General features: G+C 65.1%; 19 protein-coding genes, 2 tRNA genes and 4 pseudogenes. 12 read left to right on the top strand and 13 right to left on the bottom strand.

All coding sequences use genetic code 11. The features are described from left to right. The first annotated feature begins 15 nt into the window (after positions 1-15). On the top strand, positions 16-2,073 hold the full coding sequence (locus ACSKB8_RS26510) for an ATP-dependent helicase (protein WP_438107425.1): 2,058 nt from the start codon (positions 16-18) through the stop codon (positions 2,071-2,073). 3 nt (positions 2,074-2,076) lie between these two features. Here the strand turns inward: ACSKB8_RS26510 and ACSKB8_RS26505 are convergent. From ACSKB8_RS26505 to ACSKB8_RS26495, 3 genes and pseudogenes are all read right to left on the bottom strand, one after another. Continuing rightward, positions 2,077-3,325, bottom strand: a pseudogene (locus ACSKB8_RS26505) (amidohydrolase family protein). Between the two features lie 17 nt (positions 3,326-3,342). After that, positions 3,343-3,840 (bottom strand): GAF domain-containing protein, encoded by a 498-nt coding sequence (locus ACSKB8_RS26500; protein ID WP_438107424.1) that lies wholly within the window; start codon positions 3,838-3,840, stop codon positions 3,343-3,345. Continuing rightward, on the bottom strand, positions 3,837-5,195 hold the full coding sequence (locus ACSKB8_RS26495) for an MFS transporter (RefSeq protein ID WP_091889325.1): 1,359 nt from the start codon (positions 5,193-5,195) through the stop codon (positions 3,837-3,839). Before ACSKB8_RS26495 ends, ACSKB8_RS26500 begins: the two co-directional genes overlap by 4 nt. A 112-nt stretch (positions 5,196-5,307) precedes the next feature. On the opposite strand from ACSKB8_RS26495, the pseudogene ACSKB8_RS26490 reads away from it, so the two are divergent. The 3 genes and pseudogenes from ACSKB8_RS26490 to ACSKB8_RS26480 all read left to right on the top strand — a co-directional run. Further along, positions 5,308-5,841 (top strand): annotated as a pseudogene (locus tag ACSKB8_RS26490) (LysR family transcriptional regulator); the annotation flags it as partial. A 73-nt stretch (positions 5,842-5,914) separates the two neighbouring features. Then, on the top strand, positions 5,915-6,232 hold the full coding sequence (locus ACSKB8_RS26485; protein WP_438107422.1) for a LysR substrate-binding domain-containing protein: 318 nt from the start codon (positions 5,915-5,917) through the stop codon (positions 6,230-6,232). Between the two features lie 141 nt (positions 6,233-6,373). Continuing rightward, a pseudogene (locus ACSKB8_RS26480) lies at positions 6,374-7,404 on the top strand (LLM class flavin-dependent oxidoreductase). 17 nt (positions 7,405-7,421) lie between these two features. On the opposite strand, the gene rlmB reads toward ACSKB8_RS26480, so the two are convergent. Then, positions 7,422-8,264 carry a 23S rRNA (guanosine(2251)-2'-O)-methyltransferase RlmB gene (rlmB, locus tag ACSKB8_RS26475; RefSeq protein WP_165405178.1) on the bottom strand — a complete coding sequence of 281 codons (843 nt, stop codon included), beginning with the start codon at positions 8,262-8,264 and terminating at the stop codon, positions 7,422-7,424. Positions 8,265-8,471: 207 nt separating this feature from the next. Between rlmB and ACSKB8_RS26470 the strand changes: the two genes are divergently transcribed. Beyond that, positions 8,472-8,557 (top strand) — tRNA-Tyr (locus ACSKB8_RS26470). Between the two features lie 196 nt (positions 8,558-8,753). Here the strand turns inward: ACSKB8_RS26470 and ACSKB8_RS26465 are convergent. Both ACSKB8_RS26465 and ACSKB8_RS26460 read right to left on the bottom strand, forming a co-directional pair. Next, positions 8,754-9,230 (bottom strand): hypothetical protein, encoded by a 477-nt coding sequence (locus tag ACSKB8_RS26465; protein WP_438107420.1) that lies wholly within the window; start codon positions 9,228-9,230, stop codon positions 8,754-8,756. 43 nt (positions 9,231-9,273) lie between these two features. Continuing rightward, on the bottom strand, positions 9,274-9,759 hold the full coding sequence (locus ACSKB8_RS26460; protein ID WP_438107418.1) for a hypothetical protein: 486 nt from the start codon (positions 9,757-9,759) through the stop codon (positions 9,274-9,276). A gap of 283 nt (positions 9,760-10,042) precedes the next feature. On the opposite strand from ACSKB8_RS26460, the gene ACSKB8_RS26455 reads away from it, so the two are divergent. Further along, complete coding sequence (locus tag ACSKB8_RS26455) at positions 10,043-10,507, top strand: hypothetical protein (RefSeq protein WP_128933053.1); 465 nt, start codon at positions 10,043-10,045, stop codon at positions 10,505-10,507. Between the two features lie 177 nt (positions 10,508-10,684). Next, positions 10,685-10,759 (top strand) — tRNA-Thr (locus ACSKB8_RS26450). 476 nt (positions 10,760-11,235) lie between these two features. Here the strand turns inward: ACSKB8_RS26450 and ACSKB8_RS26445 are convergent. Both ACSKB8_RS26445 and ACSKB8_RS26440 read right to left on the bottom strand, forming a co-directional pair. Further along, a complete protein-coding gene (locus ACSKB8_RS26445; protein WP_438107416.1) occupies positions 11,236-11,655 on the bottom strand; it encodes a GFA family protein in 420 nt (139 codons plus the stop codon). Next, the gene (locus tag ACSKB8_RS26440) at positions 11,652-12,293 is read right to left on the bottom strand and encodes a class I SAM-dependent methyltransferase (RefSeq protein WP_438107414.1); all 642 of its coding nucleotides are present in this window, start codon (positions 12,291-12,293) and stop codon (positions 11,652-11,654) included. Before ACSKB8_RS26440 ends, ACSKB8_RS26445 begins: the two co-directional genes overlap by 4 nt. Positions 12,294-12,472: 179 nt before the next feature. On the opposite strand from ACSKB8_RS26440, the gene ACSKB8_RS26435 reads away from it, so the two are divergent. After that, a complete protein-coding gene (locus ACSKB8_RS26435) occupies positions 12,473-12,667 on the top strand; it encodes a hypothetical protein (protein ID WP_438107412.1) in 195 nt (64 codons plus the stop codon). A 3-nt stretch (positions 12,668-12,670) separates the two neighbouring features. Here the strand turns inward: ACSKB8_RS26435 and ACSKB8_RS26430 are convergent, their stop codons facing one another. Then, on the bottom strand, positions 12,671-12,943 hold the full coding sequence (locus tag ACSKB8_RS26430; protein WP_438107410.1) for a hypothetical protein: 273 nt from the start codon (positions 12,941-12,943) through the stop codon (positions 12,671-12,673). Here ACSKB8_RS26430 and ACSKB8_RS26425 point away from each other — a divergent pair. Both ACSKB8_RS26425 and ACSKB8_RS26420 read left to right on the top strand, forming a co-directional pair. Further along, entirely contained in the window at positions 12,942-13,319 is a 378-nt protein-coding gene (locus ACSKB8_RS26425; RefSeq protein WP_438107408.1) for a hypothetical protein, read from the top strand. The two genes, ACSKB8_RS26430 and ACSKB8_RS26425, sit on opposite strands and share 2 nt — an antisense overlap. A gap of 301 nt (positions 13,320-13,620) precedes the next feature. Continuing rightward, positions 13,621-13,875 carry a hypothetical protein gene (locus tag ACSKB8_RS26420; RefSeq protein WP_438107406.1) on the top strand — a complete coding sequence of 85 codons (255 nt, stop codon included), beginning with the start codon at positions 13,621-13,623 and terminating at the stop codon, positions 13,873-13,875. A 1-nt stretch (position 13,876) separates the two neighbouring features. On the opposite strand, the gene ACSKB8_RS26415 is transcribed toward ACSKB8_RS26420, so the two are convergent. The 4 genes from ACSKB8_RS26415 to ACSKB8_RS26400 form a co-directional block, all read right to left on the bottom strand. After that, the gene (locus tag ACSKB8_RS26415) at positions 13,877-14,119 is read right to left on the bottom strand and encodes a DUF6719 family protein (RefSeq protein ID WP_027560017.1); all 243 of its coding nucleotides are present in this window, start codon (positions 14,117-14,119) and stop codon (positions 13,877-13,879) included. Between the two features lie 251 nt (positions 14,120-14,370). Then, entirely contained in the window at positions 14,371-15,078 is a 708-nt protein-coding gene (locus ACSKB8_RS26410; RefSeq protein WP_370985572.1) for an outer membrane protein, read from the bottom strand. 286 nt (positions 15,079-15,364) lie between these two features. Beyond that, positions 15,365-15,787 carry a hypothetical protein gene (locus tag ACSKB8_RS26405; RefSeq protein ID WP_438107404.1) on the bottom strand — a complete coding sequence of 141 codons (423 nt, stop codon included), beginning with the start codon at positions 15,785-15,787 and terminating at the stop codon, positions 15,365-15,367. 238 nt (positions 15,788-16,025) lie between these two features. Next, positions 16,026-16,394 (bottom strand): His-rich protein BRANT, encoded by a 369-nt coding sequence (locus ACSKB8_RS26400; protein WP_370985571.1) that lies wholly within the window; start codon positions 16,392-16,394, stop codon positions 16,026-16,028. A 250-nt stretch (positions 16,395-16,644) separates the two neighbouring features. Between ACSKB8_RS26400 and ACSKB8_RS26395 the strand changes: the two are divergent. Both ACSKB8_RS26395 and ACSKB8_RS26390 read left to right on the top strand, forming a co-directional pair. Further along, positions 16,645-17,188 (top strand): annotated as a pseudogene (locus ACSKB8_RS26395) (tetratricopeptide repeat protein). 125 nt (positions 17,189-17,313) lie between these two features. After that, a complete protein-coding gene (locus ACSKB8_RS26390; protein ID WP_438107401.1) occupies positions 17,314-18,708 on the top strand; it encodes a serine hydrolase domain-containing protein in 1,395 nt (464 codons plus the stop codon). Positions 18,709-18,720: the final 12 nt, after the last annotated feature.

Below are 18,720 nucleotides of genomic sequence, written 5' to 3'. Positions count from 1 at the left end.
TCACCGGGGCGATTCGTGGCGACATATCTGGACACGCTCAATGCGGAGCAGCGCCGCGCCGTCGAGTATGGCGTGGCCGAAGGCGCGACCGTGGGCGCCCCGCTGCTCGTCATTGCCGGCGCCGGCTCCGGCAAGACCAACACGCTCGCCCACCGCGTCGCGCATCTGATCGTCGCCGGCGCCGATCCGCGCCGCATCCTGTTGATGACGTTCTCCCGCCGCGCCGCGGCCGAGATGGCCGGCCGCGTGGAACGCATCGCCCGAAAAGTGCTGGGCGAGAACAACGCCGCGATCATGCGCGATGCGCTCACCTGGGCCGGCACCTTCCACGGCATCGGCGCGCGGCTCTTGCGCGAATATGCAGAGCGCATCGGCGTCGATCCCGCCTTCACCATCCACGACCGCGAGGACTCCGCCGACCTGATGAACCTGGTCCGGCACGAGCGCGGGTTGTCGAAGACCGAGAGCCGCTTCCCCGCCAAGGGCACGTGCCTGTCGATCTACTCGCGCTGCGTCAATGCCGAGATGGAGATCGAGAAGGTGTTAGGGGTGCACTATCCCTGGTGCGCCGGTTGGGCCGCCGAGCTGAAAGGCCTGTTCGCGGCTTATGTCGAGGCCAAGCAGGCCCAGCACGTGCTCGATTACGACGATCTTCTCCTCTACTGGTCGCAGATGATGAGCGATGCGCTGATCGCGGAAGAGATCGGCGGCCGCTTCGATCACGTGCTGGTCGACGAATACCAGGACACCAACCGCCTGCAATCCTCGATCCTGCTGGCGCTGAAACCTGATGGCCGCGGGCTCACCGTGGTCGGCGACGACGCGCAGTCGATCTATTCGTTCCGCGCCGCCACCGTGCGCAACATCCTGGATTTTCCGCAGAGCTTCTCGCCCCGCGCCGAGATGATCACGCTCGACCGCAACTACCGCTCGACCCAAGCGGTGCTGGCGGCAGCCAACGGCGTCATCGGCCTTGCGCGTGAGCGCTTCACCAAGAACCTCTGGACCGACCGCACCTCGTCGCACAAGCCGCAGCTCGTCACCGTGCACGACGAGGCCGACCAAGCCCGCTACATCGTCGAACAGGTGCTCGCCAATCGCGAGCAAGGCGCGCTCTTGAAGCACCAGGCGGTGCTGTTCCGAACTTCCTCGCATTCCGGCCCGCTGGAGATCGAGCTGACCCGCCGCAACATCCCCTTCGTCAAGTTCGGCGGGCTGAAATTCCTCGACGCAGCTCACGTCAAGGACGTGCTGGCCCTCTTGCGCTTCGCGGAAAATCCGCGCGACCGCGTCGCGGGTTTCCGCATCCTCCATCTGTTGCCGGGCATCGGACCCGCCACCGCGCAGCGCGTGCTCGACCAGATGGCGGAAAGCACCGATCCGCTCGCCGCGCTCGGCCTGCTCCCGGCGCCAGCTCGCGCCGGCGTTGATTGGACCGACTTCGTCCGCACGACCCAGAATTTGCGCTACTCGGAATGGCCTGTTGATCTCGAACGCGTGCGGCTGTGGTACGAGCCGCATCTCGACCGCATCCACGAGGACGCCGAGACGCGGCGCGCCGATTTGATGCAGCTCGAGCAGATCGCGAGCGGCTATGCCTCGCGCGAGAAATTTTTGACCGAGCTCACGCTCGATCCCCCGGATGCGACCAGCGACAAATCCGGTCCGCCCTTGCGCGACGAGGACTACCTGATCCTCTCCACCATCCATTCCGCCAAGGGCCAGGAATGGAAGTCGGTGTTCGTGCTCAACGTCGTCGATGGCTGCATGCCGTCCGACCTCGGCGCCGGCACCAGCGCCGAGCTCGAGGAGGAGCGCCGCCTGCTCTATGTCGCGATGACGCGCGCCAAGGACGATCTCCACCTCGTCGTTCCTCAGCGCTTCTTCGTCCACGGCCAGGCCGCCAAGGGTGACCGCCACGTCTACGCCTCGCGCACCCGCTTCATCCCGGAGCAGCTGGTCTATCTGTTCGAGCGCACCGCCTGGCCGAAGGCCGCTGCCGGCGCGGCCCGCACCGCGGCGCAGGGCCCGAAGATCGATATCGGGGCGAGGATGCGCGGGATGTGGCGGTAGTGGTTACGCGTTCAGCCTGTCGAACTGGACCTTGCCCGCCTTCATCACCATCGGAATGTACTCGCCCTGGCCGAGCAGGCAGGAAACGTCGCGCAGCGGATTGCCGTCGACCACCAGCAGGTCCGCGATGGCCTCGGGCACGATCCGGCCGAGCTTGCCCTCCATGCCGAGCACCTCGGCGCCGATCAAGGTCGCGCTGGCGATGGTGGCGCGCGGCCCGAGTATCTCGGCGCGGATGCGGAATTCGTCGCTCTGGAGACGCTGGGACGGTCCCAGCAAGTTCGCTGCCGAACCCCATCTTCACGCCGGCATCGCGGTAGACCGCGAGCGAACGCAGACCGGCGTCGCGAACATCGGCGATCTTGGCCACGCTCTCGGGCGGCAAACCGTATTGGGCGCCCTCGTTCGCCAGCGCCTCATAGGTGACGAGCGTCGGCACCACATAGGCGCCCTTCTCGGCCATCAAGCGCGCGGTCGGAGCATCGACCAGATTGCCATGTTCGATCGTGCGCACGCCGCAGCGAACGGCGCGCGCGATGGCAGCAGCGGTGTAGGCATGGGCCAGCACATAGGTCTGGCGCCCGCGCGCCTCCTCGACGATGGCGCGGATCTCGTCCTCGGAGTAACCGAAGGCGCCGACCGGATCGGTTGGCGAGGCGACGCCGCCCGACGCCATGATCTTGATCTGGTCGGCTCCCATCTGCAGCTCCTCGCGCGCCGCCTTGCGCACGCCGTCGACGCCGTCGGCAACGCGTGCCAGCGCGCCGACACGTACGCAGCAGGGACACGGCGCGTCGCTGGCGAGGTAGTCCGAGCGCGCCCGCATGTCGCCGTGGCCGCCGGTCTGGCTCAGCGCGCGGCCGGAGACGAACAGCCGCGGGCCGTCGGTCAGGCCGGTCTCGATCGCCTGTTTCAGCGCATGGCCGGCGCCGCCGGCGTCGCGGACGGTGGTGAAGCCCCGCCGGAGCATGCCCCGCAGCAGTAGCGTCGAACGCAGCGTCACCAGCACGTTCGGCATGTGCACCTGCTGCGCCAAGTTGAGCTCGACCGCTACCGCATGAACGTGCAGGTCGATCAGGCCGGGCATCAACGTCTTGCCCTTCAGGTCGATCGTCCGATCGGCCGAGGCCTGGAGCGGCCGGTCGGAGACCTCCTTGATCAGATTGTCCTCGACCAGCACGTGATGTCCCTCCAACAGGTCCGGCTGGAGTGGATCAAGCAGTGCGGCATTCTTGAAGAGGGTGCTGGGCATGGTCGTTTCCTGTCTGGTCAGGACTGTATGAGCAGCGCGGGCAGCGCGAGCTGGGCAAAGGGAAGGCACGCCGCGATGTCGTCCGCGCCGTACCAGGCTTCCTCGTGCAGCAGGTTGAGCGAGCCGAGCGTGCGCCCGCGCCAGCGCACGGGCATGTTGAGCACGCTCTCGCAGCCGAGCGACGCGATCAGCTCGTGGTCGGGAAAGACGTTGCGCAAATCATCCTGCGTGCGGCCGATATAGGCCTCGCCGCGATCGAGAACGGCCTCGGTCCACGGGCCCGGCGCCAGGCGCTTGCGTTCACCGGTCGGATACGGGCCGGGGAGATTGGAATAGACCCGCGCTGCTTCGCCGCTGTCGCCGTCATAGGTCAGGATCGTGAACAGCTTGTGCCCAATCGACGATTTCAACGCGTCGTCCAGCGCCGAGAACAGGGCATTCGGCTGCTCCACCCTGCCCTGCGCGGCCGCCACATTGCAGAGCAGCGGATCGGCCTGGCGTCTCGCCTTCCTCATGCGACTTCACCCGCCGCAATCTCTTCCAACGAGCGGCCCCGCGTCCGCACGCCCATCAGGACGACGGTCAGCGCGCCGATCAGCAGAACGCTGGTGGTGATGCCGAACACGCCGGCAAAGCCGAAATTGGGATAGAGATAGCCGACCAGGATCGGCGAGACGATCGCGCCAATGCGGCCGATCGCGGAGGCGAGGCCGGCGCCTGTGGTCCTGACCGGCGTCGGAAACACTTCCGCCGTATAGGCATAGACGCCCGCATAGGTGCCGTTCATGAAGAACGACAGGCAGATGCCCGCGAGCATGATCTGCTGGTCGCTGTGCGCGAACGCGAGTCCGAGCGCGCTGGCGCCGCCGAGCACCATGTAGGACGCGATCGTCGCCTGCCGGCCAACGCGCTCGTTGAACCAGGCGGCGCTGAAATAGCCGGGTATCTGCGCGCAATAGATCGCGATCGAATAGGCGAAGCTCTTGGTGATGCTCATGCCGTTCTGGACCAGAAGGCCGGGAATCCAGACGAAGAAGGAATAATAGCTGAAGGTGATCGCCAGCCACATGATCCAGGTCATGATGGTGATGCGCGCCTGGCGGCCGGCGAGCAGCGCGGCGAAATTGGCCAGCAGCGTTCCCCCGGCGACGGGCGGACTGACCGCATCGACAACCGGCTGCGACAGCGCGTGACCCTCACGGGCGAAGCCGGCTTCGATCCTGTCCAGCACGGCTTCGGCTTCCTTGCTCCTGCCCCGGCTTTCCAGCCAGCGTGGCGATTCCGGCAGCGCCCTGCGCCACCACAACAGCATGACGACCGGCACGGCGGTGATCACCAGCACGATGCGCCAGCCGTTCTCATAGGCGGGAACGATGAAGTAGCCGAGCAAGGCCGCCGCGACGAAACCGAAGGAGAAGAAGCCGGCCAGCGCGCCGGTGAAGCTGCCGCGGAAGCGCCGCGCGACGAACTCGGCGAGATAGGGCGCGATGATCGCGCTCTCGGCACCGGTGCCCATGCCGGCGACGACGCGGGCGGCGAAGAAGGATGGCCATGTGTCGACCGCCGCGCTCACGATCGATGCCGCGCAATAGAGCGCCAGCGCCGACATCATCACCGCCCGGCGGCCTATCAGGTCGCCCAGCGTGCCCGCCAGCAACGCGCCGAACAGGAAGCCGATATAGGTGCTGCTGCCGAGCACGCCGATCTCGACGCTCGACAAATTCCAGGCGGTGCGCAGCACCGGCAGGATGAACGCGAGCACGGCCGCGTCCATCGCATCGAACATGTAGCCGAGCCCGCCCATCAACAGCAGATGCGTGTGGAAGCGCGCGAATGGAAGGCGCTCGATGCGCGCCGATATCATCGACATGAAAGTCCCCCTCGATTGTCACGGGCCCGGCGCGCCGCTCGGGAGGGGACCATAGACAAAGTGACATTATCGTCATAATTTATAATTATGATTTGATATATCACTGCGGTGAATGTTCGTGTCGTTCCGCGCGCTCGACCTCAACCTCCTGAAAGTCTTCGAGGCGCTGATGACCGAGGGCAGCGTCACGCGCGCTGCAAATGCGTTGCGGATGACCCAGCCCGCGGTCAGCAACGCGCTCGCGCGGCTGCGCGACGCGCTCGGCGATCCCCTGTTCGTGCGAGCCGGCACCGGCATCCGCCCGACCCAGCGCGCCGTGGTGCTGTGGGAGCCGATCGGCGAGGCCCTGGAAAGCGTGCGCGGTGCGCTCGACGAGCAGGTGTTCGATCCTGCACGTACACAGACCGAATTCAGCCTGTCGATGTCGGACTACATCTCCTCGCTGGTGATGCCGAACCTGCTCGGCCATCTCGGCAAGGTTGCGCCGAAATCGCGCGTCCATACCGTGCCCAATACTGTCGTCGAGATCGCCGACCAGCTCGAGGACAACAGGGTCGATTGCGTGCTCAGCGTCTATGTCGACGAAGCGCGGCAGCCGGCCGCCATCCGCTCGCGCTCGCTTTGGACGGTCGACTATGCCTGCTTCATGCGGCGCGGCCATCCGCTCGCGGCCCAGAAACGGCTGAGCACGCGGACCTTCCTCAACGCGGGGCACGTCGATGTCGAGTCTCGCCGGCAAGACCTTGCCGTCCTACGATCTCTTCCTGGCCTCGCGTGGCCTATCGCGCAACCTGGTCGCAACCGTCAATCACTACAGTGCCGCCTACGAGGTCGTCCGGCAGTCCGACCTGATTGCCGTGCTGCCGAGCGACCTGCGCTCGCAATCCCGGCACGCACCGTTCCTGCACGCCACGCCGCTTCCGCTTCGCGCGCCGCCGCGCATCGTCAGCCTGTTCTGGCACCAGCGCAACGACACCGTGCCGGCGCAACGCTGGCTACGCGAGACGCTGGTCGGGATGTTCGCCGAGGCCGACTGAACACGCACCTAACACCCTCCAAAAAGGAAACGGTGCGTTTCTCGAAGCAGCATTGTTGCGCTGGCATTAGCGGCCTAGCTCCACCGCAAACGATCCCTCCCTCAATGACAGGCGCCTGTTGCGCCCGCAGAGACCTCATCGATGACCGCACCGCTCGAATTTGGACTGGATACCTTCGGCGACGTCACCAAGGACGCCGCCGGCGCGATGCTTTCGCATGCGCAGGTGATCCGCAACATTGTCGATGAAGCCGTGCTGGCCGACGAGCTCGGTCTCGACTTCATCGGCCTCGGCGAACACCATCGCGCCGATTTTGCGATCTCCTCCCCCGAGACCGTGCTCGCGGCCATCGCATCGCGCACCAAGCGCATCCATCTCGGCTCTGCGGTGACGGTACTGAGCTCGGACGATCCGATCCGCGTGTTCCAGCGCTTTGCGACGGTGGATGCGCTCTCGAACGGGCGCGCCGAGGTGATCCTCGGCCGCGGCTCGTTCACCGAATCCTTCCCGCTGTTCGGCTTCGACCTGCGCAAATACGAAGAGCTGTTCGAGGAGAAGCTCGACCTGTTCGCCGCGCTCTTGTCGCAGCAGCCGGTGACCTGGGAAGGTAAGCTGCGTCCGCCGCTACGGGATCAGTTGGTCTATCCGCCGGTCGAGAACGGCACGCTGAAAACCTGGATCGGCGTCGGCGGCAGCCCGCAATCGGTGGTGCGCGCCGCGCATTACGACCTGCCCCTGATGCTCGCGATCATCGGCGGCGATCCCGCGCGCTTTGCGCCCTACGTCGAGCTCTATCACCGCGCGTCTAGGGAGTTCGGCCGCCCGGCACAGCCGATCGGTGTGCATTCCCCGGCTATGTCGCCGAGACCGACGAACAGGCGCGTGAAGAGTTGTGGCCCGATTACAAGGCCATGCGCGATCGCATCGGCAAGGAACGCGGCTGGCCGCCGATGGGCCGCGACGAGTTCGTCAGCGAAGCCGAGCACGGCTCGCTCTATGTCGGCTCGCCCGAGAACGTTGCGCGCAAGATCGCCAAGACTGCAAAGGCGCTTGGCATCTCGCGTTTCCAGCTGAAGTATTCGGCGGGGCCATTGCCGCACGAGAAGCTGATGCGCAGCATCGAGCTTTACGGGCGCAAGGTCGTGCCGATGGTGCGAGAGATGATCGCGTAAAGTCTGCCTTCAGTCGTCTACGACCTCGCGCCCTGCTTCATCAGCCCGAGCCTGCTTGCGCCGACATAGAGCGAGAGCACGGCGGCATTGGAGACGTTGAGGCTCTTGATCTCGCCGGGCATGTCGAGCCGCGCCACCACGCTACAGGTCTCGCGGGTCAGCTGCCTGAGGCCCTTGCCTTCGGCCCCTAACACCAGCGCCAGCGGCTCACGCAGCGCGACGTCGCTGAGATCTTCGCTGCCCTCGCTGTCGAGCCCGACGGTCTGAAAGCCGCGCTCGTTCAGCGCGGTGAGCGCGCGGGCGAGGTTTTGTACGGTGATGAGCGGCACGAGCTCGAGCGCACCGGAGGCTGCCTTCGCGAGCACGCCGGTGGCTTCCGGACTGTGACGCGCGGTGGTGACGATCGCCTTCACCGCAAAGGCCGCGGCGGAGCGTAAGATCGCGCCGACATTGTGTGGATCGGTGATCTGGTCGAGCACTAGCACCATGCCTTCCTGCTTCAAGGTCTCGATATCAGGCGAAGGCAGCGGATCGGCTTCCGCGAGGAGGCCCTGATGCACGGCGTCTGGCGACAGCAGACGGTCGATCTCCTGGGGCCGGACGATCTCTGGCGCGATGCGGGTTGCGATGTTTTCGTCCGCGAGCCGCCTTGCGGCGTTCTCGGTCAGCGTCAGCTTGCGGATCCGCCGCTGCGGGTTGGCGAGCGCCATCGTGACGGTGTGCCAGCCATAGAGGATGACCGGCCCGTCGGGGTGCGAATCGCGGTCGCGCCAGGCCGGGCGGCCGGCCGATTTCCCGGGCCTGTTGAAGGGCTTAGCCCCGCCGCGAGCCCCCTTGGGGCCGAATTTTCGATCCTTCATGGGCTCGCTTGTGTCACGGGTCCCCGAATATGGCAATTTCGGTGCCTTCAGGGGCGATTTTAGCTGTTCGCCTCGGTTGACTTTGCCCCACTGCTTCGCCCATAAACGCGCCCGGTCGCGCCCCGATCCGGGTTGTCGCGGCCTTCACGTTCCATGGCCGTCTTCGGTCCGCCGGCAAGGTCCGGCCCGATTGTGCTGCCGTCGAGCGGGGGAGTGTCCCGAGTGGCAAAGGGAGCTGACTGTAAATCAGCCGCCTCATGGCTTCGCAGGTTCGAGTCCTGCCTCCCCCACCAGCCTTCGCTCGCTTCGCGAACTTCGGCTGGGCAAGCCAACCTAGAACTTCATTATGCGAAGCGAGCGAAGGCTGCCACGCCGTAGCAGGCGGGCTGACGGCCAAAAGCGCCGATCGCCACTACGTTCACACCAAAAAAGCAGAACGCCCGTCCGCATCACGCGAACGGGCGCCTCGTCGGCTGAACCGATCAGAGATCAGTAATAGCGGCGCAGCACGCGATGGCCGCCGTAATACGGTGCGTGGCGATGAGCGTAGCCGTAGCGCGGACCGTAGCCGTAGTGCACGCGCGGCAGATAGCCGTAGCGAGGGCCATAGCCGTAGCGATACGGACGATAGTACGGGCGGTGATAGCGATAAGCGGCACGATAGCCGTAACCATAGCCATAATTGGCGGGCACGACGACCGCGTCTTCACGATAGGTCGGATACGGCGCGAAGGCGCCCGGCCCGGTGTAGGTCGGACCCTGGTTGACGTAATAATACTGCGTGGTCGGCTCGGCGAGGCGCTCATATGCTCCATAGCCATAGCCATAGCCGCCGCAGCCGGTGTTGCAGCCGGAATAGACCGGCGCAACCGGCGCGCACGTGGTGAAGCCGCAGGCCGCGGCGGGCGCGGTAGCGACGAACATCACGGCAGCCGCCGCGACCAGTCCCGAAATCATCTGACGCATTACTCTCTCCTGTTGATTTCCGTTTTGTGGCTTTTCACGTTTGCTAACCCGGCGGCTTGCCGGGGATCTCTGTATGCGGCCGTGGCCGAGGGCGCCGAGGATGGTCGTTGATCTCGGGCGCGAGGATCACCGGCGGCGGATCGACGGGCACGTCCATCTGCGGCGGCAGCGGCGCGGACGACGCGCCCCAGCTCTGGTGGTAGCTCTCGGCTGGCTTCGGCAATTTGCGGTTCGCGGGCGGCTCGACCTCGAGCCGGCCGTAGCCGGGCCGCAGGCCCAGCGTCGGATAATAGTGGCCGACGTCGTCGGGCTGCCGCTCGGCGATATAGCGCCCGCCATAGATCGTCGGCTGCACCTGCTGGTTCTTGCCGAGGCCCCAGACGCCCTCGACGACGCTATAGGACGCGTCGATGTTGTTGATGATGATCGGCACGCCGGGACGGCCGGGAACGACGATATCGAAGCCGCCGTCGGCAAGCGCCGTCGCAGGCAGTCCGATCAAAAAGGCAGCGAGCGCCGCAGCGCGCATGAGAGGCCCCCGGTTATCCGGCGACAACCTATCCGATAGCGACGCAGAGAGGGTTAAGGCCCGCTCACCAATTTCCGGTAAGCCTAATGTGCAAGGATTGCGCGCTGCTCAAATGCTGCAAAGCGCACTAGCGAAGCGTTAACGGCATCGAGCGCACCGACCGGAACCACCCGTATGCTCACATCCGTTTGACCGTCCAGCTGCGAAAATCGACCGGTTTCACCGGAACGTCCGGCGCGCTCGGCATTTAGCCCCCGTTCAACCACAACGGGAGCCAACAATCATGAACATCAAACTCCTCGGCGCCGTCGCGATCGCGACCACCACTCTCGCGGGCCCCGCGATGGCACAGGCGGTGGTCAACAATCCTGCCCGCTGCTCGGCCCAGTTCCCGAATGCCAACTGCCAGAACCTCGGACCGGGAAACCCGTACACCGACAGGGGTTATCGCCATCGCCGCATGTCCTATCGGCAGACCAACAGCGGCGACTGGAATAACGATTGGAACAGGAGCCGCACCGGCTTCTGGCCGACCGATGTCGCGGCGGGCGTAGCCGGTGCTGCGATCGGCACCGCGGGCGCGATCGCAACCGCTCCGTTCCGCGCCTGGGACAATTCCTACGCCTACGATCGTTCGTGGGACAATCGCGGCTGGGACACCCGCACCTATGCCCAGCGTAACGGCTTCGTCTGCACGCCCGGCACCTGGTTCAAGGGCGACGACGGCCGCCGGCACATCTGCCAGTAAGCGGCTCACATTGAACGCGACCCATCAGGCGGCCCGCAAGGCCGCCTGATTCATGTCTTGCGACGACGATCGCGGTTCTGGCACTTTCCGACCAAGTCTGATATTGCGGCGCGCAAGGGTGGACGGCCGGGTGGACGGCCCCGGCATGTGCCGGCCCTGCCCGCTTTCTCAGGCGTCGCCGGCTTAGCTCAGCGGTAGAGCAGCGGTTTTGTAAACCGAAGGTCGGGGGTTCAATCCCCTCAGCCGGCACCATTGGTTTAGCCGACACCGCGTCGTGGCCTGACGTGCTATGTCGAACCTGCAATCGACCCGGGCGGCAAAGCTTCCACCGCCCTCCGCGACCGCGGATCGAAGCCTGTCAATTGCCACGGCTCCTTATTCATCGGCGACCACCGCAAGAACTAAACCATCGGTTTGCCGTTATCCTTGAGCTATAGAGCCGTCTCGCGGAGGTCTAGCGATGGACCCGAATGATCGGGTAGCCTTAGCCCTATCCGCTGTCGCCTTGGCCATCGCCATTGTGGTTGCATCGACAGTCACGTTAGAGCGCGTCAATACCCGTACCGCCAGCAACGACGCACCTCCCGGAACGGTAGGACTCGCCAGGCCTCACCCGCCACTGGACCGTGCTCCCGGTGAACCGATACAGACGTCAGGAGCGTCGTCCAACGCAAGTCATCGGCAGCGTCCTTGACCGAACACCGGCCGCGCCGGCACCTGCCTGTGCCTCAGCTTGAACTCTTGCGCGCACTGCCCTGTTCGAAGTGCGCGACGCCGGCGCCACCGATCTCGACCCAGGCATGTTTCGATTGCTCGAACACCGATCTGACGGGCGCCGGAAAATCCGGATCCGCGATGGCGCCGACGGCAACGCCGATCATGTCAGGCAGATTGTCAGCCTTCCAGCAGACCGTCGAGCCGCAGTCGGCGCAGAAAAAGAAGCGGACCTCGCCGCCGCTTGCGGCGGCGCGAGCGTACTGCTTCGGCGCGCCGGAGATCGTGACGTCTTCGACAGGGTAGAACGCACCGACGCCGAACGGCGCTCCGGTTCGCCGCTGGCAGTCGATGCAATGACAGGCCGCGACCAGCCTGGTCGGTCCCGGGAGCGAAAGTGAAACAGCACCGCAACTGCATCTGGCATCGATCATCGGACATCCTCCAGCCGCCAGAGCCCGAGGCTCTTGTCGCGCCAGCCGCCACCGCCCTCCTCGCAACGCTCGTTGATCAGCGCGTGCGGCGCCGGCCAGTCGAACGGCGGCTTCTCCATGTTCAGCGCCCGCCAGTCGCCGTCCTCGCAATCGCGATTTGCATCCCATTCCGGAAAGGTGGTGGCCAGCAGGAAGCGCGCGCCGCTCTCCCGGAATCGCGCGAGGGCGCGATCGATATTCGCAAAGCTCAGATGCACCAGACAGTCCCGGCAGAGAATGACATCCGCACGCGGCAGTGCATCGCGCGTGATGTCGGCAACGAGAAACCGGCCCGACGACCCACCGCCTGCCACACGCCGGCGGTTGGCCTCGATCAGCGACGGCACGATGTCGATGCCGGTGTAATCGACATCGAGCTTCAGGCGGCCGATCCATCCGGCATCGCCGCAGGGCGCATCGAGCAGCGAGCGCGCGCCGAGCCGTTGCAGCAGTGCAGCAAGCGTCTCCCGGATCGCGGCGGTCGCGGGGTCCTCCGAGCCGAGGCCCGACACCGAGGTGGCGAGATCGAGGCCGGCGAAATTCTCGCGGTCGGCGATGAAACGTTCCTGGGCGAGCACGGGAGGACGATTGGAGATCATCGGACTAGGCTCAAATCAAGTCGCGAGCCCAGTGTACAGGCGATCCGCCGCGCCCGTCATCGCCGCGTGCCATCCGATCCAATCGTTTCGGAGATGGCCGGTCCGATAGGGCCGGACAGGAACCAAAGCCGTGCGTCGTTGGTTCTCGATCCATGCGGATCAGGGAAGAAAACCGAAACATGTTTTTGCTGGCAACGGTGACGCTGTGCTGTGGCGCCGTGGCCGGCACAGTTGCGCTGTTCGAACCGGCGCCGTCACCTGATCCGGCAAAGCAGGTGGCCCAGCGGATGGCGACCGACGTCAGCGCTCAGAAGACACCGGTTCGAGTGGTCGGCGCGCCGTTCGAGCCCAACGTCAATCCGCGCCAGCGCTAGCCATCACTGCGGCGATATCTCCTTGCCCTTTTCGGGCCGGCCGTGGGCACGCGCCAATTCCTCGACGAACGCGATCACCTCCGCCCGCTTGTCGGGCGGCAGCGACAGGAACGCGCGGACGAGCCTCAAGCCCTCCGCTTCGTCCATCCGTTTGTCTTCGGCATTCATTCGACCACTGTCGGGCGATCGGGAAAAATATGCAATCCCCTTTACAAACGGACCCTTGATTCGGCGCGACCGCTTTGTTGGAATGGGGGTGCGGCTGAGGTGGATCATGAAGTGGATCAGGGAACGCGACGCACTGATCGCGCAGACACTGGCCTTCGTTCAATCGGTGACCGGCAAGAGGGATGACGTCCTTCAGCCGGGCGCGCCGTCGGATTCGCCGGCGGCGACCGTCGAGATCGTCGCCGTCGAGGCCGTCACGGCCGAGATCGAGCCACCCCAGCCCCCTCCGCAGCCTCAGCCCGTCAAGCTCCCGCCGGCGCGGGCAAGCGGCGATTTCCGCAGCGAGATGCAGGCCCGGATTGCCAATTTCCGCAAGCATCAGGAGCGGTTCGAGCGCGAGCGCGAGGAGTATTGCGCGGCCACCCTGACCAAATTGCGCGCCGCCATCCGCGATCCCTCCCCCGGTCCACCGGCCGAAAAGTAGGGCCGGCTCTCCAGTCGGGGGCTACAGCCAGGACCACACCAGCCAGAGATTGGCCGCGCAGGCGCCAAACAGCGCCAGCGTCAGGGGCAGGAGCATGTGCCCGCAGGAGGTTTTCAGGTCGCTCGTCATGGCCGAAAACATCCGCTGATTCCGGCCGGAGAGTCCCAGGGATTCTTTTTGGGATTCAGGAACTGATTAAGGACTCAGGGCCCTACCGCCCCTGATCACGGCGCCGTGATCGGCCGCCGGCCGGAACCCCTCACCCGCAAAGTCGTTAACGGGCTTTCCTGGAGTGGGAAGAATGCCCTACGCCCTGTTCTGCAACGAGGCCCAGATCAGCAAGGCCTACCCGAGTGAGTCCGACGTCTGGAAGCTCGCGCAGCGAAGTGGCCTCGTCGTCGACGTGATCGCGGACGACAAGCAGCGGGGACCGCGCCGGGTGCTCGACAACGACTACGAGATTGCGCCCTGCCAGGCAGCCCAGGGCGAGGACCCCGCCAAGAACAAGGCCGAGGCCGACCAGCAGTCGAGGATGGAGCTCGAGCTGTTATCTTGAGTCAGGGGGTCGCGGTCGCGAGAGATGCCTGCTCGCCCGCCAGGGCCACGCAGGCCTTCCGGCGATGCAGCCCCCGGATCGCGCCGGTGACCTTCAGCACCTTGCCCGACGGACAGGAAGCGTCCTTGACGAAGGCGACCTCATAGGGCGCCAGCATCAGAGGTTCGGATTTGAGGATTGTCTGTGCAGAGCACGGCAGGCAGGTGAAGCACGAGAGCACCACTGCCGACACAAAGATACGCATGTCCGTCGTCCCACCAGCCCGATAATTCTCATATAACGCGTTGAGGAGCGCGAGTTCCGTAAATCGCAAAAATTATTTTTGCTTTACCCCGGCCCCATGACGCGCGTGAGAAGGCGCGCCCGCACTGTTTGCAAGCAAATGACGCGCCAGATGGTTCACGCAAAGCAAACGGAAGGCCGGCAATCAGGATCCTGACAAACGAAAGGCCGGCGGGAGCCGGCCTTTGTCAGATCCTGGTCGTGGGCGGTAGGTCAGTAGCGCGCGGCCGCCGGCCCGCCCCAGCCGAACCGGTAGTTCACACCGACCTTGACGGTATGTTCGTCCTCCCGGCCACGAACGCCGACGATGTCGGCCGGGCCGGAGGTGAAGGTGGTGCTGCCAAAGTTGTAATACTGGTACTCGGCCTTGGCCGACCAGCTCGGCGCGAACATGTATTCGAGGCCGGCGCCGACGGTGTAGCCGTCCTTGCTGTTGCCGGTGGTGGTGAAGGTCTGCGGCACCCCGGCGATGTTCACGCCAAGACCGTTATTGCGCCAGGCATAACCGCCCTTGGCGTAGAGCAGCGTCGGTCCCCAGGTGTAGCCAATGCGACCGGTCACCGACCCGAGCTGGTCGGTGTTGGACGTCACCTGCGTGCCCAGCGGGAACGTGACGCCGTTGTTGTTGGTCGGCAGCCAGGAATACTGGGCCTCGATACCCACCACCCAATTGGGCGCGAACTGGTAGTCGAAGCCACCCTGCACGCCGCCGAGGAAGCGGGCGTCGCTCGACTGGAAGCTGTTGTCGCCAGCGAAGGCGCCGCCGACATGGCCACCGATGTAGAAACCGGTCCAATTGTAGATCACCTGCGGCGGCGTATAGGCCGGCGCCTTGGTGTAGGTACGCGGCTGCATATCGGCAGCAGCGGCCGGCGCGGCCAGCGCCAGCAGCGCGACTGCTCCGAGCAAAAACCTCTTCATGATCATCCCCGTGCTTTCAAATTCGACCCTCAGCAAACAACGTGGCGTGAATTTGGTTGCTTCGCGACGATGCCGGAACGTTGATCGTTCGTTACTGTGACGGGTGGCAACAGCGCGATTTTGTTCCGTCACGTCGCCTTGCGCTGGCTGCTCTCGTCGCCTGCGCAGGGCCTGCCGTGAGGGTTTGTCGCGAGACGAAACCGCCCCGTTCAAAGCTCGCCAAAACGTGATCCAGCGGCTCCGGCGCGGACTGTCCTATCACGAGGCGATGAAGGCGGGCTTTGCGCTACCGCGTCATCTTTTCCAGTTCCGGAAAGGGTGCGTAAACCGCACCGGCACAGAGCTCGCTCGTCCGATCGACGACGCGGTCGCTCCGCCCGTTGACGAAAATCACGGCGCGTTCGCGCATGCCCTTATAGCTGCCATCAGTCTCGCGCGGGGTGAAGTGCAGGCAGCTCACATAGAATTGGCGCCCACCAACCTCGCGCTGCACCGGATCAGCCATGCTGGCGTCGCGCACTCCGACCGGATTGTTCAGATAGCTGCGCATCAAGGCCAGCGTGTTGCCGCGGAAATTGTCGGGAAACGGCTGCGGCCCTCCGGCCTGGGTCCCACCCAACAGTGTTGGACGGTCACCGTCGCTGCCGAAACATGCCGCAAGCGCCAACGGCAACGCCAAGATCACCGCACATCTCGCCAATCGCCCCACAGGCCCCGCTCTCCGCTCGATCAGATTCGGAGATGTTCTAGCCCCAAGCTTCTACGAACCCAAGCCCGCACGATCCCAACCCTGCATGAAGGGAGCTCGCCTGCAGCGGCGCAACGACGCACCGGCCCGCCGCCGACACCTCGAGCTTTCGCACGAGGCACGGCGAACGGACCGGGCCTGAATTCCGCACGCGGCGGCGGGGCAATGCCAGGGATGCCGCCGCGCGGGAGATCAGTCGTCAGTTGCGCTTGTCCGATGTCGCCGGCTTGGTCACGTCCGGCTGCGCCTTCAGCGACTCCTTGGCCGTGACCTGCTTGTGGTGATGGCGATGCTTGCGCACGGACTTGTGCTCGGCGGGGGTGACGGCAGCGTTGGCGTTCATCGCCTTCGACTTGGTGTCCACCTTGGCGTCCGCCTTGACGTCGGAAGCCTTCGTGTCGGCCTTGACGCCCGCATCCGGTTTGACGGCAGTGTTCGCTGCCTTGGTCTGACTCTGATCCGCCTTGATCACCGGCGCGGTCGTGGTGGTCTTGCCGGCCTCAGCGGCGAAGGCCGGGGCTGCGATCACGGAAGCGGCGAGCAAGGCTGCGGAAATGGTCTTCAACATGGTGGTCTCCTCTTGGAAGGATCTTGAGGCGGCGCCCTCTCGTCACCTCTTCGATCGTAGGTGGGAGCCTAGGGGCCGCGCACTGAACCCGGTCTGAAGGCCGCTGCAGGCTTCCGTTCATCTCGATGACAAGTTTGTCATCTGCGGCAGGACGAATAGATCGTGCGAAGCGGGAATGTTTTCGCCCCATGGGTGTTCCGGTCTTCGGGCAATCGTGTAGGATCGCCACGTTCCATACCGGAGAACTTAGATGCGCAAACTCTCAATGCTTGTTGTGCCGGGACTTGTCGCCATGACGCTGGCGGCTGCGCCGGTGCTGTCCAGCGCCTACGCCGCGGGCAGCGACGAGCCCTCCTCGCCGCCGAAGTCGGACAGCTCGTCCAAAAAGGGCAAGAAGAAGAGCTCTTCCGTCAGCGATCCCAAATTCCTGGCGGCCTATCGCACCGCCTATACTGCGATCTACGACCGCCACGACTACACGGGTGCGATCGACCAGCTGAAATCGCTCAAGCGCGACGACGTCGCCGATGTCGCAAACCTAATCGGCTACTCCTATCGCAAGCTTCGGCGATTACCAGTCGTCGAAGGCCTATTACGAGCTGGCGCTGAAGGATGATCCGAACCACGTCCGCACCTGGCAGTATTACGGCCTCTGGCAGCTCGAGCAGGGCAACCGCGAACAGGCGCAGTATCACCTCAACAAGATCGCCTCGCTCGCCGGCACCGACAGCTCCGAATATCGCTCGCTCGCGTCCGCGCTCGATAAGCCGACCGGCGCGACGCTGGTCTACTGAGCCGTCGGTCTACTGAGACCTCGCATCTTTGAATGAATTGAACGGGCACAACCTTGGGGTTGTGCCCGTTCTACTTTCTCGGCTAGCTTCCCGCACCAAATCTTTCCCTCGCAAATTGGTGCGCAATGGACCCGTGGCTGCGATCCGCGATCGATTACATTAGCTCCTGGATCGAATTCCAGCTGAGGACCGTCCAACAGCCCGGCGTCATCGTCGCGTTCGCCCATCGCGGCGAGGTCGTCGCCGAGCACGCATTCGGCCTTGCCAATCTCGACACCGGCGACAAGCTCACCCCGCGCCATCGCTTCCGCATCGCCTCGCACTCGAAGAGCTTCACCTCAGCCGGCATCATGAAGCTGCGCGAGCAGCGCAAGCTCCGGCTCGACGATCCCGTGGGCCAATATGTCGGCGGCCTGCATCCGCGCGTCGCCGAGACGACGATCGCGCAACTGCTCTCGCACAGCGCGGGGCTGACGCGCGACGGCGCCGATTCCGGCCAGTTCATCGACACCCGCCCCTATCTCAACGCGAACGAGCTGCTCGCGGAATCGAAGCTGCCGACCGCGGTCGAACCCGGCACGCGCTTCAAATATTCCAACCATGGTTTTGGCCTGCTCGGTCTCGTCATCGAGGCCGTGACGAAGGAGCCTTACCCAGCCTGGATCAAGCGCGAGATCGTCGAGCCGGCCGGCTTACGTGAGACCGAACCGAATGCCCCCCTTGCCAAAGGCAAGCCATTCGCGTGCGGCCACACGCGAAAAGTGCCGTTCGGCGAGCGCTGCGTGATCCCCGGCGACAATCCCGCGCACGCGATGGCCTCCGCCGCAGGCTTCGTCGCGACTGCCGGCGACACCGCCCGCTTCTTCGCGCAGCTCGCACCCAATGCGAAAAAGAGCGTGCTCTCGGTCGCGAGCCGCCGCGAGATGACGCGACACCATTGGCGCATCCCGCAGAGCTTCGAGGGCTATTACGGGCTCGGCGTCAACGCCGGCAAAACCGACGGCTGGGACTGGTTCGGCCATGGTGGCGGTTTCCAGGGCTACATCTCCCGGACCTGCTCCATTCCTGATTGCGAGCTCGCGATCAGCATCCTCAGCAACTCCATCGACGGCGCCGCGCCGTTCTGGATGGACGGCGCGCTGCAGATCCTGCGCGTGTTCAAGACGCGCGGCGCGCCGGACCGGCGCGTGCGCGACTGGACCGGCCGCTGGTGGACGATCTGGGGAGCCACTGATCTCGTGCCCGCGGGCAACCGCGTGCTCGTCGCCAATCCGCAGTTCAATAACCCATTCATGGATGCCGCCGAGATCGAGGTCGCCGGCCGCGACACCGGCAAGCTCGCCTGGGCCGCCGGTTACTCCAGCCATGGCGAGCCTGTCCGCCGCGTCCGCGACAAGCGCGGCAAGGTGAGCGACATCTGGATCGCCGGCGCCAACGTCAAGCCGGAAAAAGTCGTCGCCCGCGAGATCGGCCGTCGATATCAGCCGCGCAAGCGCCGGCCTATTTCAGTCGGAGCATGATCCTATCGGAAA

Source organism: Bradyrhizobium sp. BR 1432, from assembly GCF_051547705.1.
Classification (GTDB): domain Bacteria; phylum Pseudomonadota; class Alphaproteobacteria; order Rhizobiales; family Xanthobacteraceae; genus Bradyrhizobium; species Bradyrhizobium zhanjiangense.
This window is presented reverse-complemented; position numbering and strand designations above follow the sequence as displayed.

Coding starts and splice junctions, on each gene's coding strand:
- ACSKB8_RS26400 (WP_370985571.1), bottom strand. CDS start 16,394: ATGTTGAAGACCATTTCCGCAGCCTTGCTCGCCGCTTCCGTGATCGCA.
- ACSKB8_RS26495 (WP_091889325.1), bottom strand. CDS start 5,195: ATGTCGATGATATCGGCGCGCATCGAGCGCCTTCCATTCGCGCGCTTC.
- ACSKB8_RS26390 (WP_438107401.1), top strand. CDS start 17,314: ATGGACCCGTGGCTGCGATCCGCGATCGATTACATTAGCTCCTGGATC.
- ACSKB8_RS26460 (WP_438107418.1), bottom strand. CDS start 9,759: ATGCGCGCTGCGGCGCTCGCTGCCTTTTTGATCGGACTGCCTGCGACG.
- ACSKB8_RS26455 (WP_128933053.1), top strand. CDS start 10,043: ATGAACATCAAACTCCTCGGCGCCGTCGCGATCGCGACCACCACTCTC.
- ACSKB8_RS26420 (WP_438107406.1), top strand. CDS start 13,621: ATGCCCTACGCCCTGTTCTGCAACGAGGCCCAGATCAGCAAGGCCTAC.
- ACSKB8_RS26465 (WP_438107420.1), bottom strand. CDS start 9,230: ATGCGTCAGATGATTTCGGGACTGGTCGCGGCGGCTGCCGTGATGTTC.
- ACSKB8_RS26435 (WP_438107412.1), top strand. CDS start 12,473: ATGTTTTTGCTGGCAACGGTGACGCTGTGCTGTGGCGCCGTGGCCGGC.
- rlmB (WP_165405178.1), bottom strand. CDS start 8,264: ATGAAGGATCGAAAATTCGGCCCCAAGGGGGCTCGCGGCGGGGCTAAG.
- ACSKB8_RS26415 (WP_027560017.1), bottom strand. CDS start 14,119: ATGCGTATCTTTGTGTCGGCAGTGGTGCTCTCGTGCTTCACCTGCCTG.
- ACSKB8_RS26445 (WP_438107416.1), bottom strand. CDS start 11,655: ATGATCGATGCCAGATGCAGTTGCGGTGCTGTTTCACTTTCGCTCCCG.
- ACSKB8_RS26440 (WP_438107414.1), bottom strand. CDS start 12,293: ATGATCTCCAATCGTCCTCCCGTGCTCGCCCAGGAACGTTTCATCGCC.
- ACSKB8_RS26485 (WP_438107422.1), top strand. CDS start 5,915: ATGTCGAGTCTCGCCGGCAAGACCTTGCCGTCCTACGATCTCTTCCTG.
- ACSKB8_RS26410 (WP_370985572.1), bottom strand. CDS start 15,078: ATGAAGAGGTTTTTGCTCGGAGCAGTCGCGCTGCTGGCGCTGGCCGCG.
- ACSKB8_RS26430 (WP_438107410.1), bottom strand. CDS start 12,943: ATGATCCACCTCAGCCGCACCCCCATTCCAACAAAGCGGTCGCGCCGA.
- ACSKB8_RS26500 (WP_438107424.1), bottom strand. CDS start 3,840: ATGAGGAAGGCGAGACGCCAGGCCGATCCGCTGCTCTGCAATGTGGCG.
- ACSKB8_RS26425 (WP_438107408.1), top strand. CDS start 12,942: ATGAAGTGGATCAGGGAACGCGACGCACTGATCGCGCAGACACTGGCC.